This window comes from Prescottella sp. D32 (assembly GCF_037287305.1).
Taxonomy (GTDB): Bacteria; Actinomycetota; Actinomycetes; order Mycobacteriales; family Mycobacteriaceae; genus Prescottella; species Prescottella equi.
In genome coordinates this window covers 660,135-676,117 of record NZ_JARBSW010000001.1, presented here as the reverse complement: position 1 = coordinate 676,117, position 15,983 = coordinate 660,135, and the positions used below count along the sequence as shown (strand labels likewise).

Here is a 15,983-nt window from a genome sequence, read left to right as displayed (position 1 = left end):
GGCATACCAATCCGATTGTGATCGCCGATCCGGCACTATGATGCGGATTCGGAAGAGAGCCAGGCGTTTCCGAACAGCATGATGCCATCGGCGCTGGGTGTGATGCCGTGCGAGTTCTTACTCCACGGGATGAAGTACTTGCCACTGTTGACCACGAGCATCGGGTTCGTCTCGTTGACGACCGTCTGGATGTCCTCGACCACCGCGAGGCGATCCTCGTCCGTAGGAGCCGTCTGCAGTTTGCCGAGCAGATCGTCCATGGTCGGGTTCGCGTAGCCCAGGACGTTCGACGACGATTCACTGTAGAGATTGCCGTACAGGCGAACGAAAGGCGACTCGTCCAGGATGTTGAATCCGGCGTAGCCGATGTCGTAGTCGTGTTGCGCATACATGCGCTTCACCAGATCGTTGATGCTCGTCGTGTAGACGATGTCGACGGTGAAACCGACGGCCTGGAGCATCGATTGGAAAGCGAGCGCGCTGCTCTGGGTGGCGGGATCGTTCAGCCCGACGTAGGTGAGCTTGCCGTCGTACCCGTCGGCCTTCGCCTCGGCGAGATACTTCTTCGCGGCCTCCGGGTCGTAGCCACTACCGGCAACGCTGCCGTGCCACCGCGACCAGTCCTGGAACATGTCACTGCCCGGCATGCCGTGGCCGCCCTCGACACGCTGGTTGAACGTTTCCGGGTCGAAGCCGGCGACGATGGCCTTCCGGACCCGTTCGTCCGACGCGGCCCGCCCCTCACGCTGATTGATGTTTCCGACACCGCCCATGTTGACGGTGTAGACGTAACCCACGTCGCCTGCCTCGAGGGCGTTGTGAACGACCTCCGCGCCACGGAGGTAGGCCGCCTGGACGCCGCCGGTGTGCAGGGCGTCGAGCTTGCCCTGCTCGCTGACGATCGCGGGGAACCGGAGCTTCGCCAGGTGCGGCTCACCGTCCCAGTAGTCCGGCCGGGCAGCGAGAACCAACTCGTCCTGCGACGCGAACTTCTCGACCGTGAAGGGACCGGCGCCGATCGGGGTGAACGTGCCCGTGGCCATCGAGGACGGGGCCACGATCATGCCCGGCCCGGTCGTGAACATGATCGGGAACTCGTTCCACGGCTGCTTCAGCGTGAAGACGACGGTCGACGGGTCCGGGGACTGGATGTCCGCGACCGTCGCCTTCCACACCTGCGAGTGCGTCGCCTTCTTGTCGAGGTAGTGGCCGATGCTCCATCGCACCGCCGCCGCATCCACCGGAGTCCCGTCGCTGAACGTCACACCGGGACGCAGCGCGAGGGTCCAGACGGTGTTGTCCCCGTTCGGCGTCAGCGACTGCGCCAGTTGCGGCTGATACTCCTTGGTCTCGGGGTCGTAGCGCATCAGCAGGTCGTAGATCGCCGCCATCTCGCTGCCGCCGGTGGCGCCGCCGTCCTGCCGATCGGCCGGATCGAGACTGCTCACACCGTTGTACGTCGCGTACGACAGCGTGCCGCCCGAAACCGGGTCACCGCCGTCGGACTGCTCGCCCACGAGACCGGTCGTCACGTCGGAGGCGTCGGTCGCCGCACCCGACCCACCACCGGCGCAACCGGCCAGCAGAACTGCAGTGGCAGTGAGCGCGGTCAGGAGAGTCCCGGCCCGAGCCAACGAGGATCGCGTCATTCGTACCTACTTCCGTCGAACTCGAAACGTCACTAGGAAAATGCGGGATCGGTGGTGTACACGACACGACCCGCGACCACGGTCGCGAGGACCGTGATGTCCTTGATCGCCGACGGTTCGACCCCGGTCGGATCGCCGTCCAGCACGACGAAATCGGCGAACAGCCCGGGGGCGATTGCTCCCTTGACCTCGGACTCACCGCCGAGGCAGGCCGCGGATGTCGTGTAGCCGGCCAGCGCAGTCGCGGCGTCGATGCGTTCCTCGGGACCGAGGACCTCGCCGCCTCGCGTGACGCGGTTGACCGCGGTGTGCATGGTGAACAGCGGATTCACCGGGGTGACCGGGCTGTCGCAGTGCAGCGCGAACGGAACCTGTGCCGAACTGATCGACGCGAGGGGGCTGATCCGGCTCCCCCGCTCCGGCCCGAGGAACCGATCGCGGTGCCGATCTCCCCAGTAGTAGACGTGATTGACGAACACCGACGCCGACACACCGAGATCGCGCATCCGTCGGATCTGGTCGTCACGAAGAGCCTGCACGTGCTCGAGCCGATGCTGCAGTCCGCCCGGTAGCGGAGTTCCGCCCGCGGCGGCGAGTGCCTTCTCGATCGCGTCGAGCGCGAGGTCGATGGCACGGTCGCCGTTGGTGTGGATGGCGACCTGTCGTCCTGCCTCGTGGCAGCGGCGCACCATCTCGTCCAGATCTGTGGGCGGGATCGCCATTTCACCGCAGTGGCAACCGCCGAGATCGCGGTAGGGCTCGGTGAGTGCCCCTGTGTGCAACTGGATCGACCCGTCCGAGATCAGCTTCACGCCACCGATCTCGAGATGGTCGTGGGCATCGGCGTCGGAGTCGTCGCCGACCGTGAAGCCCTCCAGTGTTCCGAACCCCGCGTACAACCGGGCCCGTAGCGGCAACTCCCCCCGGTCGAGCAGCCGCCGGTAGGAGTCGATCACCACGGGGGTGACGAACATGTCGTGGAAAGTCGTGACGCCGACCGAGGCCATCCGGGCCAGCGCTCGGCGCAGTCCCTCGTCCAGTTCCTCACCCGTGGGCATCGAGTCCTCCGGACTCACGACCAGGCGCATCGCGGGAATCTCCCGGAACTCGCCGGTCGGCTCGCCGGCAGGATTCCGGACGACGACGCCGCCCTCCGGTTCTGCCGTGTCCCGGTCGATTCCCTTGCTCCGCAGCACGAAGGAGTTCACGTACAGCCCGTGACCGGACAGGTGCCGCACCACGATGGGATGGTCGACGCTGGCACGGTCGAGGTCGGCCGCGGTGAGTCCACGGTCCTCGGCGACCAGGCTGTCGTCGAACCCCGACGCGGAGACGGGCTGCCCTGCGGGAGTCTCGGCCGCGCGCGCCGCCAGTGCGTCGATCAGCGACCCGATGTCGGGGCACGCGTCCGATCCGGCATCGACGTTCACACTGTTCATCCCCGACATGTGCGGGTGCACATGGGTTTCGATGAAGCCGGGCACGACGGTGCGGCCGCCCAGGTCGATCACCTCGGTGGTCGGTCCGGCCAGCGCGCGGATGTCCTCGTCCGACCCGACGGCCACGAACTTCCCGCCCGACACCGCGAAAGCGGTGGCAGCCGGTGCGCCCGGAGCCGGCACTACGACGCCCCTCACGTGGATGCGGTCGATGACCTCGACATCCCTGGTCGTCGCACTCCGGTCCAACGTTCGACTCCCTCGTGAGATGTGGATCACATAGTGTTTTGAAGAGGCTAGCGCACAATAGAATTCATGTCATTATCCGGGTCGGGGCTACTCTCCAGTAGCTTTCCGAGGCTCCCCGCCACCCGGACGGAGCGGCATCCGACGGCGTCAGTCGGTCGACAGGTGCGCACCCACCGACGTCACGATGCGGTACCGCTCCGCCGGGTGCGTGTGAATGCCGACAGCCTCGAGTGCACCGTTCGCATCGACGTGCCGATGCGTGACGACCAGTGCGGCACTTCCCTTCTCCGCATCCAGCGCGTCCGCCAGATCGGATGCGAGAAGCGTGCCGGTGACGACCTGCTCGATGCGCTGACGCACCAGATTTGCGATGCCGAACCTTCCCGTCAGCACCATTCGGCGATGCGGCAGATCCGATCTCAGGTACACCTCACTCCAGCAGAACGGCGGCATCACCGACCCCCGAACCACGCGTGGCCCTGACACCCGATACCACTCGGAACCGACCGGAACACCGACACGTTTCGCCAAGTTGCTTTCCGCGACAATGATTTCCGACGACGGGTCGGTAATCCGCGTGCGCTCCACGAACGCGAGCATGCCGAGACTGCTCGTCACGAAGGCCTGGTGCCCCACGACCGGTTCCGGCGACTCGACCGTGGTCCCGGCGCCACGGCGCCGGCTGATCATTCCCGCATCTTCCAGATGCTTGAGCGCCTGCCGCACCGTGCCCCGGGCGAGGGATCGGGTCTGACACAGTTCGAGTTCGGTGGGAAGCTTGTCCCCCACCGCGAACTCTCCCGACTGGATCCGAGAGATCAGATCCTGCGCGAGCAGCACGTGCTGCGGGTCGGTCACGGAACAGAGGCTCTCCGCCCGTCCCACGACACGGATAACGCGCGAACCACAAGGTACATCGAGAGGTCCCTCCCGTATCACGCCGGCCGTTGTCGGTCGCCGAAGTCCTCACCACGGGCAGCGGAAGGCATCCGCGACCGGGGCGAGAACTTTGTCTATACAAAGCTGTGTTCCGGACAATCTAGGACACCTATCTTGGTTCCACAAGAGTTTCGGTGAAATTCATTTCGGTCGGGTCCGCGGGTCTGCGGAGCCACCCGCGGAGCCCCGCCCGAATCGCTCCCCTCTGCTAACGAATACCGGTGCAACGCTGCGGAATCACCAGTTCGCCCGATTCCTTGTGGACGCACCGCAGGGCGGCTAGAGTCCGTTTCTGCAACGACCCCGACTGCACCGAATTCCGGTGCGATCGTCCTCTTCGACCGGGCAACCAGCCCCGTCGACTCAGAGATCCCATCGATCATCCGGGCGGGCCATCCGGCTCGTACCGACTGGCAGGCGTCGACCCCGACCGTGGAGGTTGGTACATGAAGAAGTATTCGAGAAGGCTCGCCCGAACGATGGCCGTCACGGTCGTCGGCGCGGTCGCGCTTGCCGGCTGCGCGTCGTCGGAGAGCTCCGACTCCAGCAGCGGATCCGGCGCAACGACGACGGCGTACGGCATCCTGGGCGACCAGGGCGACGGCGGCACACCCGTGTCGGGCGGAACGCTGAGCTTCGCGTCCTACGCGCCCGTCACGAACCTCGATCCGGCAGCGACTCAGCCTGCCGGTGCCACCGGTGGCACCGAGATGGCTGCCGTCTACGACGTTCTGATGCGATACGACTCGCAGTCCCGGAGCTTCGAGCCGCAGCTGGCGAAGTCGTTCGAGGAGAGCCCCGACTTCCTGACGTGGACGCTGAAGCTCCGCGACAACGTCAAGTTCAGCGACGGCACCCCGATGGACGCCGCGGCCGTCGTCGCGAGCATCGACCGCTACAACCAGCGACGTGGCGCCAACTCACAGGTCTACACTCAGATGGTCGCGAGCAATGTCGCGCAGGATCCGTCCACTGTGGTCTTCACCCTGAAGCAGCCGTGGCGCACCTTCCCCGCGATGCTCGCCTATGGTCACGGCATGATCGTCTCGCCCACCGCACAGCAGGGCGACAAGTTCACCCCGATCGGTGCGGGTCCGTTCACGCTCGTCAGTCTCCAGCCGCAGCAGGAGTTGCAGCTGAAGGCGAACCCCGACTACTGGGGTGGCGCGCCGAACCTCGACGGCCTGAAGTTCGTGGGGATCGCAGGTGAGCAGCCCAAGGTGGACGCGCTGAAGTCCGGCGGCATCGACGCGGCCTACCTGCGCAACGCACAGACCGTGAACGCGGCGAAGGCCGAGTTCCCGGGCTACGTCGACACCACGAGCATGTCGATGGTGGGACAGCTCAACAACGCTCCCGGCCGCCCCGCCGCCGATCCCCGCGTCCGCCAGGCGATCGCGTACTCGATCGATCCCGAGGTCCTCAACCAGCGCGTGCGCGCCGGCGAGGGCATGCCCGGCACCGACATGTTCCAGCCGTGGTCCGAGTGGTACGGCAACGTCAACGGCATCACCCCCGACGCCGCCAAGGCCAAGGAACTCCTCGACCAGGCGAAGGCCGACGGCTTCAACGGCAAGATCACCTACGTCGGCGTCAACGATCCCGACGCACAGCAGCTCGCACTCGCGGTGCAGGCACAGATGAACTCGATCGGCTTCGATGTCGCGCTCGAGTACACCAGCAGCATCACCGACATGGTCAAGCGCCTGTACATCGATCGCAACTACGACATGAGCTTCGGCGCGTACAGCATTGCGGACGTCGCTCCCGAGATCCGGCTCTTCAGCTCGCTGTCGAGCACCTCGACCAACAACATCCTCGGCTACAAGAGCCCGGAGATGGACGCCCTGCTCGGCAAGGTCCTTTCGGCTCCGGACGAGACCGCCAAGCGGGAGGCGATCGTCGACATCCAGAACCTGGTGAACACCGATCAGCCGTTCCTCTCGTGGGGCGCCGGCGTCAACTACGTCGCCTGGTCACCCGACGTGTACCGCGCCAACCCGACCGTCGACGGAATCATTCTGTTCGACAAGGCATTCAAGAAGAGCTGATCGCGGCACAGCCCGCGACGGAACGGGGATGCCCCCGCCACTCCCACGAGTGGCGGGGGCATCCCCGTTCCGCGGTCGATCAGGAAGCGCTCGGCGCCGGCTGCGCACCGCGCACGAGTCGACCCGGCAACGCACCGGTGTGCCGGCCGTCCTCCACCACCACCTCGCCGGCCACGACGGTCGCGACGTACCCCGTCGCGGTCTGCATCAGCCGCCGCCCGCCGGTCGGCAGGTCGTACGTCACCTCGGGATGATCGGCCTGGAGCCTGTCGAAGTCGATGACGTTGAGGTCGGCCCGATAGCCGGGACGGACCTGTCCACGGTCGAGCAGCCCGACCACGGCCGCGGTGTCGGCTGTGTGCCGCTTGATCAGCCACTCCACGGGTAGGAGCTCGCCGACCTTGCGATCCCGGCCCCAGTGCGTGAGCAGCGTCGTGGGGAAGCTCGCGTCGCAGATCGCGCCGCAGTGCGCGCCGCCGTCTCCGAGAGCAGGCACCGTGTCGGGGCGCACGAGCATCTCCCGGACCGCCTCGAGGTTTCCGGCCGAGTAGTTGAGCATCGGGAAGTAGAGCAGTCCGCGCCCGTCCTGCGCCATCATCGCGTCGTAGGCGACCTCGGCGGCCGGTACCTCGGATCGGTCGGCGAGCGCGGCGACCGAGTCGTCCGGCCCGGGCTCGTAGTTCGGCGGGTCACCGAGCAGGTAAACCTGGTCGAACCGGGTCGACAGGCGCTCGACGAATTCACTGTCGGTGTCCGGCTTCTCGGCCAGGATCGCGTCCCTGACCTCCGGCCGACGCAGTTGCTCCACGCGCTCTTCCCGCGGCAGATCCTCGAGTGCCCGGTAGCTCGGGTAGGCCATGAACGGGTGCCAACTGAGCTCCCACCCGAGCATCACTCCCACGGCACGCGGCGCCACCTGACCGGTGATCGGAATACCCTGTGCTGCCGATATTTCCGCAAGACCGTCGAGTAGGTCCCGCCACTTGTCAGGCGCCCGGTCACTTTGTACGACCGACACGGACATCGGCCTCTGCGCGGCCTCGACGATCGCGCTGACGAACTCCATCTCCTCGGGCTGGTCCATGAAGTCGGAGATGAAGTCGATGACGCCGGCGCCCGCCTTCGCGAGCCCTGCCGCCATGCCGGTGAGTTCTTCCCGCGAGGCGGTCAGGCTCGGTGTGGGTTCGCCCGCGGACGTCTTGTGGACCGCGGATCGGGAGGTGGACCAGCCGAGTGCACCCGACTCGACCGCCTCGGCGACAAGGTCGCGCATCCGGTCCATCTCGTCCGCGGTCGGCCGCGCGAGATGGTCACCGCCGCGCCGGCCCATCACGTAGGTGCGCAACGCGCCGTGCGGCAGCTGTGCGGCGAAGTCGATCGCGTGCGGGGTGTCGATCGCGTCGAGATAATCGGGGAACGACTCCCAGTTCCACGTCATCCCCTCCGCCAGAACGCTTCCGGGGATGTCCTCGACACCTTCCATGAGTCCGATGAGCCAGTCGCGCTGTTCCGGCTTGACGGGGGCGAAACCCACACCACAGTTGCCCATGACGACTGTGGTCACGCCGTGCAACGACGACGGGGTCAGCAGCGGGTCCCAGGTGACCTGTCCGTCGTAGTGCGTGTGGATGTCGACGAATCCCGGGGTGACGAGCTTGCCGGCCGCGTCGATCTCCCGCCGCCCGGCGTCAGGCACGTCGCCGACGATCGAGATGCGCCCGTCGTCGACGGCGACGTCGGCGGCACGGGGCGGTTCACCGGTTCCGTCCACGACGAACCCGCCGCGGATCACCAGATCATGCACGAACGCCTCCTGTGGTCGAATTCTTCTTCGCGTCTTCGTTTTCGAGGAGTACGGCGGCAGCGCGGACGATCGTCTGCGCCGCCTCCGCCGCGGCCGGAGAGACCCCCGTGAACTGCAGGAAACCGTGAGCCAGTGACGGGAACTGCAGCAGTTCGACCGGCACTCCGGACGCCCTCAACCGCTCGGCGTACTCGACGCCCTCGTCGAGCAGCGGATCGTGGCCGCCGACGACCACCACGGTGCGCGGCAGCCCGGACAGATCGGCGGCGCGCAGCGGCGACACCAGTGAACTCGTTCGGGTTGCCAGGTCGGGACAGTAGTGGTCGAGGAACCACTGCATCTCGCGGGAGCCGAGGAAGACCCCGGAATTCTGGACGTACGAGTCGCGTCCGAGATCGGCGTCGACTACCGGGTAGATCAGCACCTGCCCTGCGAGGTCGATACCGTCCTCGTCGCGGGAGAGGAGGGCGCACACCGCGGCCAGGTTGCCGCCGGCGCTGTCCCCGGTGACCACGACGGGTCCGGCGAGACCCTCCGATCCTGCTGCCACCCAATGCAACACCGCCATCGCGTCCTCGGTCGCCGCGGGGAACGGATCCTCCGGAGCAAGTCGATAGTCCACACTCACGACGTCCGCGCCGGCCTCGTCCGCGAGCATGCGGCACGTCGCGTCCGCGTAGTCGAGGTCGCCGGTCACCCAACCTCCGCCGTGGAAGTGAACGATCGTCCCCACAGACCTGCGCGCCACCGGACGGTACAGACGTACGCCGACGTGTTCACCCACCCGGTGCGCCGTGACCGCGGCGACCTCGGGACCCGGTGCGCACGACTGCAGCGCGGCGCGGATCCGTTCCCGCGCACCTTCCGGGCCCAGTTCCACCATCGGCGGGAGGCCCGACCCCGACACCGCGGCAGCCACTGCCTGCAGTACCGGGTCCAATTCTGTTCGAGTGCCCTGCATGCCACTTGTCATGAATTAGAATCTAACTCTAGTCTGACGGTATGACAACGGTCACACCCGCGGGGGCGGCTCCCTCAACGCTGCTGCACGGCTTGATTTCTCGCAGTGGTCGGGGCCGGGACGGCCGCGGACGACAGGAAGGATCAGGCCCCGGTATCGGCCGCGAAGACGAGGTCGACCGTACGGTCGAGCAGGCGGTGCACCTCGCCTATGTCCTGCCGTCCCATGCCGAAGAGCATCACTTCGTGGGTGAGCACCGCGGTCACGATCGCGACGAGGTCCGCCGCGTCGCCGTCCGGCAGGTCGAACAGATGCTCTCTGTAGGACGCGAGAGCCTGCGCGGAGAACTCCGCGAACAGCGCGCACACGACCGGATCGGTCGAGTGCCGCAGCACGTTCTGCAGGCGCAGGTACGTGGGGAACTCCTCGAAGCGGTCGACCGAGTGGTGCAGCCGAATCCGGATACGTTCGGCCGGCGGCAGCCCCGGATCCGGCGCACCGCCGTGTTTGATCGGGTCGGCGGCGGACCAGTCGAGCAGCACGGCCGCGTACAACTGCTCCTTGGAGGCGAAGTAGCGGTAGACGGTCCCCAGCGCGACACCCGACCGTTCTGCGACGTCGCGGATCTGGATTCGCTCGAAATCGTCGGCGACCAGCAGTTCGCCGGCAGCATCGATGATGCGCTGACGCCGCTCCCGCTGCCCCCTCGGCAATGCCGCGGGGTCGGGCAACGTCGGCCTGTCCGGCCGGTCCTGCTCGCCTGCACCCACGCTCGTACGCCTCCCATCGCGCCCGCCGCGCCGGCGGGACAACTGCTGCACCGATGCTACTGACCCCTGCTCACCCCACCACGAAACGAGGTCCACCCCCATGCCGAACAACGATTCCACCGAACCGACCTACGACGTCGTCGTCGTGGGCGCCGGATTCGCCGGCCTGTACGCACTGCACAGCCTGCGCCGACGCGGCATGTCGGTGCGACTGTTCGAGGCCGGCGACGGCGTGGGCGGCACCTGGTTCTGGAACCGCTACCCGGGCGCGCGGTGCGACGTCGACAGCGCCGACTACTCCTACTCGTTCGACGAGGCACTGCAGCAGGAATGGGAGTGGACCGAGCGCTATCCGACGCAGCCCGAGATCCTGCGCTACCTCGAACACGTGGCCGACCGTTTCGGACTACGCGAGGACATCACGCTGGGCACCCGCGTCACGTCGGCGCACTTCGACGAGGACGGGGAACTCTGGGCGATCGGCACCGACTCGGACGCCGGCAGCGTCACCGCGCGCTGGGTGATCATGGCGACCGGCGCGTTGTCGACGGCCCGACTGCCCGCGATCGACGGCCTCGACACGTTCGCGGGCGAGATCCTGCACACCGCGCAATGGCCCACGGAGGGAGTCGATTTCACCGGCAGGCGGGTCGGCGTGATCGGAACCGGGTCGTCCGGAGTGCAGGCGATCCCGCTGATCGCGCAGCAGGCGGACCGGCTGACGGTGTTCCAACGGACACCAGGATTCGTGATCCCGGCCCGGAACCGCCCGCTGGACGCCGGTGAACTCGCCGCGATCAAGGCCGACTACCCGGCCCGGCGTCAGTTGCAGCGCGAGTCGCACGGCGGCTGGATCCTGCCGCCACCCGTGGGATCGGCACTCCAGACCGCCCCCGAGGTCCGGATCAAGGAGTACGAGGCACGGTGGGCTGTGGGCGGACTCGCCTACCAGACCACGTTCGACGACGTCATGACCGACCTCGCAGCGAACGAGACGTCCGCGGAGTTCGTACGGTCCAAGATTCGCCAGACCGTCACCGATCCGGACACGGCAGAAGCACTGTGCCCCAAGGGGTATCCGCTGGGTGCCAAGCGCGTCTGCATCGGCACCGATTACTACGAGACCTACAACCGCGACAACGTCGCACTCGTCGACCTGCGGTCCGACCCGATCGTGGAGATCGTTCCGGAGGGCATCCGCACCGAGACCGGCATCCACGAACTCGACGCGCTGGTCTTCGCGACCGGATTCGATGCCCTGACCGGCGCCCTGGGTGAGATCGACATCCGCGGCCGGGAGGGCGCCGGCCTGCGCGAGACCTGGCAGGACGGTCCGCGAACCTACCTCGGCGTCGCGGTGGCCGGGTTCCCCAACCTGTTCGTCATCACCGGACCCGGCAGTCCCTCGGTGCTGTCGAACGTCGTCGTGTCGATCGAGCAGCACGTCGAGTGGGTGGTCGGCTACCTCGACCACATGCGCGAACGCGGCGCCCGGCTCGCCGAGGCGACCACGCAGGCACAGGACGAGTGGGGCGAACACCTGACGACGATCGCCGCCGGCAGCATCTACCAGCAGGCCGACTCGTGGTACCTGGGCGCCAACGTGCCCGGCAAGCCGCGCGTCTTCATGCCGTACCTCGGCGGTGTCGGCAACTACCGGATCCTGTGCACCCAGATCGCGGCGGACGGCTACCGCGGGTTCACGACGACGTAGTCCGAGAGGCGGCCCGGGTCAGCCGGCGTTGCGGGCCTGCCACGAGCGATACACGTCGACGGCGTCGGCACGCTCCTCGTAGCGCATGGGCAGCCGACGATCCTGCCAGGGCTTGGCGAACTCGTCGTAGAAAGTGGCGAGTTCGAAGTACTTGCGGTCGTCGACGTAGTAGGGCTCGTACGAGTCGCGGGTGGTGAGGAAGACGACCTCGTCGGGCGAGCAGTAGTAGAGCGAGCCCAGGCACATCGGGCACGGATGCGCGAGAACGTAGATGGTGGTGCCGGTGAGGTGCTCGGTGCCCAGTTCGGTGCAGGCCTGGCGGATGGCGAGGATCTCGGCGTGAGCGGTGGGGTCGCCGGTCTGGGCGACCCTGTTGGGACTCTCGGCGAGCACCTCGCCGTCCTTGACGATGACGGCCGCGAACGGGCGGCCGCCCTCGGTGACGTTCTGGCGGGCGAGGTCGATGGTGCGCTGGACGAAGTCCATGAATGTCCTCCGGGGGTGGATCGGGGTGCTGTGGAATCAGAACGGCTTGGTCGGCAGGTACTTACCGTTCAGGGTGATGACGGCGCGCTCGCCGCCCTCGGGGTCCGCGACCTTCTGCACGTCGAGGGTGAAGTTGATCGCGGAGATGATGCCGTCGCCGAACTGCTCGTGGACCAGAGCCTTGAGAGTGGTGCCGTACACCTGGAGCATCTCGTAGAAGCGGTAGATGGTGGGGTCGGTCGGGATACCGCCGGGAATCGAACCGCGGGTCGGGACACACTGCAGCAGCATTGCCGCGTCCTCGTCGAGGCCGAGCAACTCGGCGACGGCCACGGCAGACTTCTCCGGCAGCGCGTGCTGGCCGAGCACCGCCGCGGTGGTGAAGGCCACGGACAGGCCGGAGGCGTCGGCGATCTGCTGCCAGGACAGATCCTTGCGGGTCTTGGCATCGACAGCGGCGACGGCGACGGCCTGGCGGGCGGCGGGGTCGAACTGGGACTGGATCATGATCGGATTTCCTTACTTCTCGGGGTGGACGGTTTCAGGCGGACACATCCGCGACCTCGCCGGCCGCGATGTCGAAAACCCACCCGTGGAGGGCGACTTTCTTCTCCTCCAGCGCGCGAGCCACGGACGGGTGGGTGGCCAAGTTGGCGAGTTGTGCGCGGACGTTCTGGCGGACGAGGGCTCCGACGTCACCGGCGGTGGTGGTGCGGGCCCGGGAGGCGTCCGCGTACCGCAGCCACGCGGCGACGGCCGGCGCGGCGCTGAGGTCGTGGCTCCGAGCGATGGCGGTCATGGCACCGCACGCCGAGTGGCCGCAGACGACGATGTCCCGCACACCCAGTACGGCGACGGCGTACTCGATGCTCGCTGCCACGCCGTCGGCTTCGGGCGTGTAGGCGGGCACCAGGTTGCCGGCGGTGCGGATGACGAACAGGTCGCCCGGATCGGTACCGGTGATCAGTTCGGGAACGACGCGGGCGTCGGAGCAGCCGATGAACAGCGTGTGCGGCGTGTGGTGGGTGGCCAGATGAGCGAAGAGTTCCGCCTTTGCCGGGAAGACGTCCTTCCGGAAATGAGCGACTCCTTCGATGAGGTCCTGCATGGGTCACGTCCTTCGTGGGTGGGTTACGTAATCCACCGTGCACGAACTGCACCTATAGAGTCCAAGACTTGCTGTCCATCAGATCGATTGCTCACATCTATAGTGAAGGTCATGGCCGCCCTGGAACTGCGCCGCCTGCGCTACCTGATCGCCGTCGCCGAACGCGGCAACTTCACCCGCGCGGCCGAGGACCTGCACATCTCCCAGCCCACGCTCTCCCAACAGATCCGGCAACTCGAGCGGGCAGTCGGCGTGCAACTGCTCGACCGCACCGGCCGCACCGTGCAACTCACCGACGCCGGCGCCGTCTACACCGAGCACGCCAGACGCGCGCTACGCGACCTCGACGCCGCCGAACGTGCGGTTCACGACGTCCAGGATCTTTCCCGCGGCCACCTACGTCTGGGCGTCACCCCCACCTTCACCGCCTACCTGATCGGCCCGCTCGTCGCCGAACTCCACACGCGTTTCCCGGGCATCGGCCTGACCCTCACCGAGACGACTCAGGACCGCATCGAGGCAGCACTGCTCGCCGACGACCTCGACCTCGGCGTCGCCTTCGCGGGCGCACACCCGGCCGGTATCACCGCCACACCGCTCTTCACGGAAACCCTCAGCCTGGTGGTCGGCGGATCACGAACGCCGGAGCCGCCGAAAGCCCTAGCCGTGCAGGCTCTCCAGGAACAGCAACTCGCGCTCCTCAGCGGCGACTTCGCCACCCGTGGCCACATCGACGCCTACTTCGCCGAACACCGGATCGAGCCTCGAATCACAGTCGAAGCCAACACCATCCAGGCGCTCACCGAGATCGTGCAACGCACATCGGTGGCCACCGTCCTACCGGACGCGATCACGCACGACCACCCGCACCTCGTCCCCGTTCCGCTCGACCCTCCGCTGCCCGCCCGCACGGTCACGCTCCTGGATCGACGAGGGGCCTATCGCAGCGCCGCGGCCCGGGCGTTCACCCGGCTCACCCACGACATCGTCCGCGTCCGCGGCTACACCCCAGCGCCCGCGGCCCGTGGTTACATGGACGTCGAAGCACGCCGTCCGTGACGATCGATCGTTGGGAGCAGCGCCGTGACCACCTCGTCGAACACCCCGGGACAGGGCAGCCCGGACATCAAGCCGCGTAGCCGCGACGTCACCGACGGACTCGAGAAGACCGCCGCGCGCGGCATGCTCCGCGCGGTCGGCATGGGCGACGACGACTGGGAGAAGCCGCAGATCGGGATCGGGTCGTCGTGGAACGAGATCACCCCGTGCAACCTGTCGCTCGACCGCCTCGCCGAGGCGTGCAAGGACGGCGTCTTCGCGGCCGGCGGCTACCCGCTCGAGTTCGGCACCATCTCCGTCTCGGACGGCATCTCGATGGGGCACGAGGGCATGCACTTCTCGCTCGTCTCCCGCGAGGTGATCGCGGACAGCGTCGAAACCGTGATGCAGGCCGAACGCCTCGACGGATCGGTCCTGCTCGCCGGATGCGACAAGTCGCTGCCCGGGATGCTCATGGCGGCCGCGCGTCTGAATCTCGCGAACGTCTTCCTGTATGCCGGGTCGATCCTGCCCGGCATCGCGAAACTGTCCGACGGCACCGAGAAGGAAGTCACGATCATCGATGCCTTCGAGGCGGTCGGCGCGTGCTCACGCGGGCTGATGAGCCGCGAGGACGTCGACGCGATCGAGCGCGCGATCTGCCCCGGCGAGGGGGCGTGCGGCGGCATGTACACCGCCAACACGATGGCGTGCGCCGCGGAGGCCCTGGGAATGTCGCTGCCCGGCAGCGCCGCTCCCCCGGCCACCGACCGGCGGCGCGACGGCTATGCCCGGCGCAGCGGGCAGGCCGTGGTCGAGATGCTGCGCCGCGGCATCACCACGTCGGACATCCTCACCAAGGAGGCGTTCGAGAACGCGATCGCCGTCGTCATGGCGTTCGGCGGGTCCACCAACGCGGTGCTGCACCTGCTCGCGATCGCGCACGAGGCGGAAGTGTCGCTCACGCTCGACGACTTCGCCCGCGTCGGCGCGCGTGTCCCGCATCTCGCGGACGTCAAGCCGTTCGGGCGGCACGTCATGATCGACGTCGACCGCATCGGCGGCGTCCCGGTGATCATGAAATCCCTGCTCGACGCCGGACTGCTGCACGGCGACTGCCTCACCGTCACCGGGCGTACCCTCGCCGAGAACCTCGCGGACATCGCACCGCCCGACCCGGACGGCAAGGTGCTGCGGGCGCTGTCGTCGCCGATCCATCCCACCGGCGGCATCACGATCCTGAAGGGCTCGCTCGCGCCGGGCGGGGCCGTGGTGAAGTCCGCCGGATTCGACTCGTCCGTCTTCGAAGGCACGGCAAGGGTTTTCGACCGCGAGCGGGCCGCGATGGACGCGCTCGAGGACGGCACCATCACCGCGGGCGATGTCGTGGTGATCCGTTACGAAGGCCCCAAGGGCGGACCCGGAATGCGGGAGATGCTGGCCATCACGGCCGCGATCAAGGGCGCCGGCCTGGGCAAGGATGTGCTGCTGCTGACCGACGGCCGCTTCTCCGGCGGCACCACCGGACTGTGCGTCGGCCACGTCGCCCCCGAAGCCGTCGATGCCGGACCCATCGCGTTCGTGCGGAACGGCGACAAGATCCGGCTCGACGTCGCGAACGGTGTTCTCGATCTCCTGGTGGACGAGAAGGAGCTCGCCACCCGCCGAAGCGGGTGGGAGCCCCTGCCTCCGCGCTACACGCGCGGCGTCCTGGCGAAGTACACCAAGCTCGTCGGATCCGCTTCCGGCGGCGCGGTGTGCGGATAGCTGCCCCG

General features: G+C 67.5%; 13 protein-coding genes. 4 read left to right on the top strand and 9 right to left on the bottom strand.

Annotated elements, in window-relative coordinates; genetic code table 11:
- Positions 1–35: 35 nt before the first annotated feature.
- From PSS76_RS03155 to PSS76_RS03145, 3 genes are all read right to left on the bottom strand, one after another.
- Entirely contained in the window at positions 36–1,649 is a 1,614-nt protein-coding gene (locus tag PSS76_RS03155; RefSeq protein ID WP_064058662.1) for an ABC transporter substrate-binding protein, read from the bottom strand.
- A gap of 32 nt (positions 1,650–1,681) precedes the next feature.
- The gene (locus tag PSS76_RS03150; protein WP_337455840.1) at positions 1,682–3,337 is read right to left on the bottom strand and encodes an amidohydrolase; all 1,656 of its coding nucleotides are present in this window, start codon (positions 3,335–3,337) and stop codon (positions 1,682–1,684) included.
- A 147-nt stretch (positions 3,338–3,484) separates the two neighbouring features.
- A complete protein-coding gene (locus PSS76_RS03145) occupies positions 3,485–4,195 on the bottom strand; it encodes a GntR family transcriptional regulator (RefSeq protein WP_013417369.1) in 711 nt (236 codons plus the stop codon).
- Between the two features lie 527 nt (positions 4,196–4,722).
- Between PSS76_RS03145 and PSS76_RS03140 the strand changes: the two genes are divergently transcribed.
- On the top strand, positions 4,723–6,327 hold the full coding sequence (locus PSS76_RS03140) for an ABC transporter substrate-binding protein (protein WP_044991436.1): 1,605 nt from the start codon (positions 4,723–4,725) through the stop codon (positions 6,325–6,327).
- Positions 6,328–6,406: 79 nt separating this feature from the next.
- Here the strand turns inward: PSS76_RS03140 and PSS76_RS03135 are convergent, their stop codons facing one another.
- From PSS76_RS03135 to PSS76_RS03125, 3 genes are all read right to left on the bottom strand, one after another.
- Entirely contained in the window at positions 6,407–8,131 is a 1,725-nt protein-coding gene (locus PSS76_RS03135; RefSeq protein WP_064079140.1) for an N-acyl-D-amino-acid deacylase family protein, read from the bottom strand.
- Positions 8,124–9,104, bottom strand: a complete 981-nt coding sequence (locus tag PSS76_RS03130; RefSeq protein ID WP_237168953.1) for an alpha/beta hydrolase — start codon at positions 9,102–9,104, stop codon at positions 8,124–8,126. Before PSS76_RS03130 ends, PSS76_RS03135 begins: the two co-directional genes overlap by 8 nt.
- Before the next feature lie 131 nt (positions 9,105–9,235).
- Entirely contained in the window at positions 9,236–9,862 is a 627-nt protein-coding gene (locus tag PSS76_RS03125) for a TetR/AcrR family transcriptional regulator (RefSeq protein WP_005517271.1), read from the bottom strand.
- 100 nt (positions 9,863–9,962) lie between these two features.
- Here PSS76_RS03125 and PSS76_RS03120 point away from each other — a divergent pair, with 100 nt between their 5' ends.
- A complete protein-coding gene (locus PSS76_RS03120; RefSeq protein WP_064076260.1) occupies positions 9,963–11,576 on the top strand; it encodes a flavin-containing monooxygenase in 1,614 nt (537 codons plus the stop codon).
- A gap of 18 nt (positions 11,577–11,594) precedes the next feature.
- Here the strand turns inward: PSS76_RS03120 and PSS76_RS03115 are convergent, their stop codons facing one another.
- Genes PSS76_RS03115 through PSS76_RS03105 form a run of 3 tightly spaced genes read right to left on the bottom strand, consistent with a single transcriptional unit; the run spans position 11,595 to position 13,170 of the window.
- A complete protein-coding gene (locus PSS76_RS03115) occupies positions 11,595–12,062 on the bottom strand; it encodes a nucleoside deaminase (protein WP_064058667.1) in 468 nt (155 codons plus the stop codon).
- A gap of 36 nt (positions 12,063–12,098) precedes the next feature.
- Positions 12,099–12,569, bottom strand: coding sequence for a cyanase (cynS, locus tag PSS76_RS03110; RefSeq protein ID WP_005517268.1), 471 nt, complete (start codon positions 12,567–12,569; stop codon positions 12,099–12,101).
- A 34-nt stretch (positions 12,570–12,603) separates the two neighbouring features.
- Complete coding sequence (locus PSS76_RS03105; protein WP_064058668.1) at positions 12,604–13,170, bottom strand: carbonic anhydrase; 567 nt, start codon at positions 13,168–13,170, stop codon at positions 12,604–12,606.
- 120 nt (positions 13,171–13,290) lie between these two features.
- On the opposite strand from PSS76_RS03105, the gene cynR reads away from it, so the two are divergent.
- Positions 13,291–14,229, top strand: a complete 939-nt coding sequence (gene cynR, locus PSS76_RS03100) for a transcriptional regulator CynR (protein ID WP_236733828.1) — start codon at positions 13,291–13,293, stop codon at positions 14,227–14,229.
- A 24-nt stretch (positions 14,230–14,253) separates the two neighbouring features.
- Positions 14,254–15,975 (top strand): dihydroxy-acid dehydratase, encoded by a 1,722-nt coding sequence (gene ilvD / locus PSS76_RS03095; protein WP_064058669.1) that lies wholly within the window; start codon positions 14,254–14,256, stop codon positions 15,973–15,975.
- Positions 15,976–15,983 lie beyond the last annotated feature (8 nt).

Coding starts and splice junctions, on each gene's coding strand:
- PSS76_RS03120 (WP_064076260.1), top strand. CDS start 9,963: ATGCCGAACAACGATTCCACCGAACCGACCTACGACGTCGTCGTCGTG.
- PSS76_RS03130 (WP_237168953.1), bottom strand. CDS start 9,104: ATGACAAGTGGCATGCAGGGCACTCGAACAGAATTGGACCCGGTACTG.
- cynS (WP_005517268.1), bottom strand. CDS start 12,569: ATGATCCAGTCCCAGTTCGACCCCGCCGCCCGCCAGGCCGTCGCCGTC.
- PSS76_RS03140 (WP_044991436.1), top strand. CDS start 4,723: ATGAAGAAGTATTCGAGAAGGCTCGCCCGAACGATGGCCGTCACGGTC.
- PSS76_RS03115 (WP_064058667.1), bottom strand. CDS start 12,062: ATGGACTTCGTCCAGCGCACCATCGACCTCGCCCGCCAGAACGTCACC.
- PSS76_RS03155 (WP_064058662.1), bottom strand. CDS start 1,649: ATGACGCGATCCTCGTTGGCTCGGGCCGGGACTCTCCTGACCGCGCTC.
- PSS76_RS03105 (WP_064058668.1), bottom strand. CDS start 13,170: ATGCAGGACCTCATCGAAGGAGTCGCTCATTTCCGGAAGGACGTCTTC.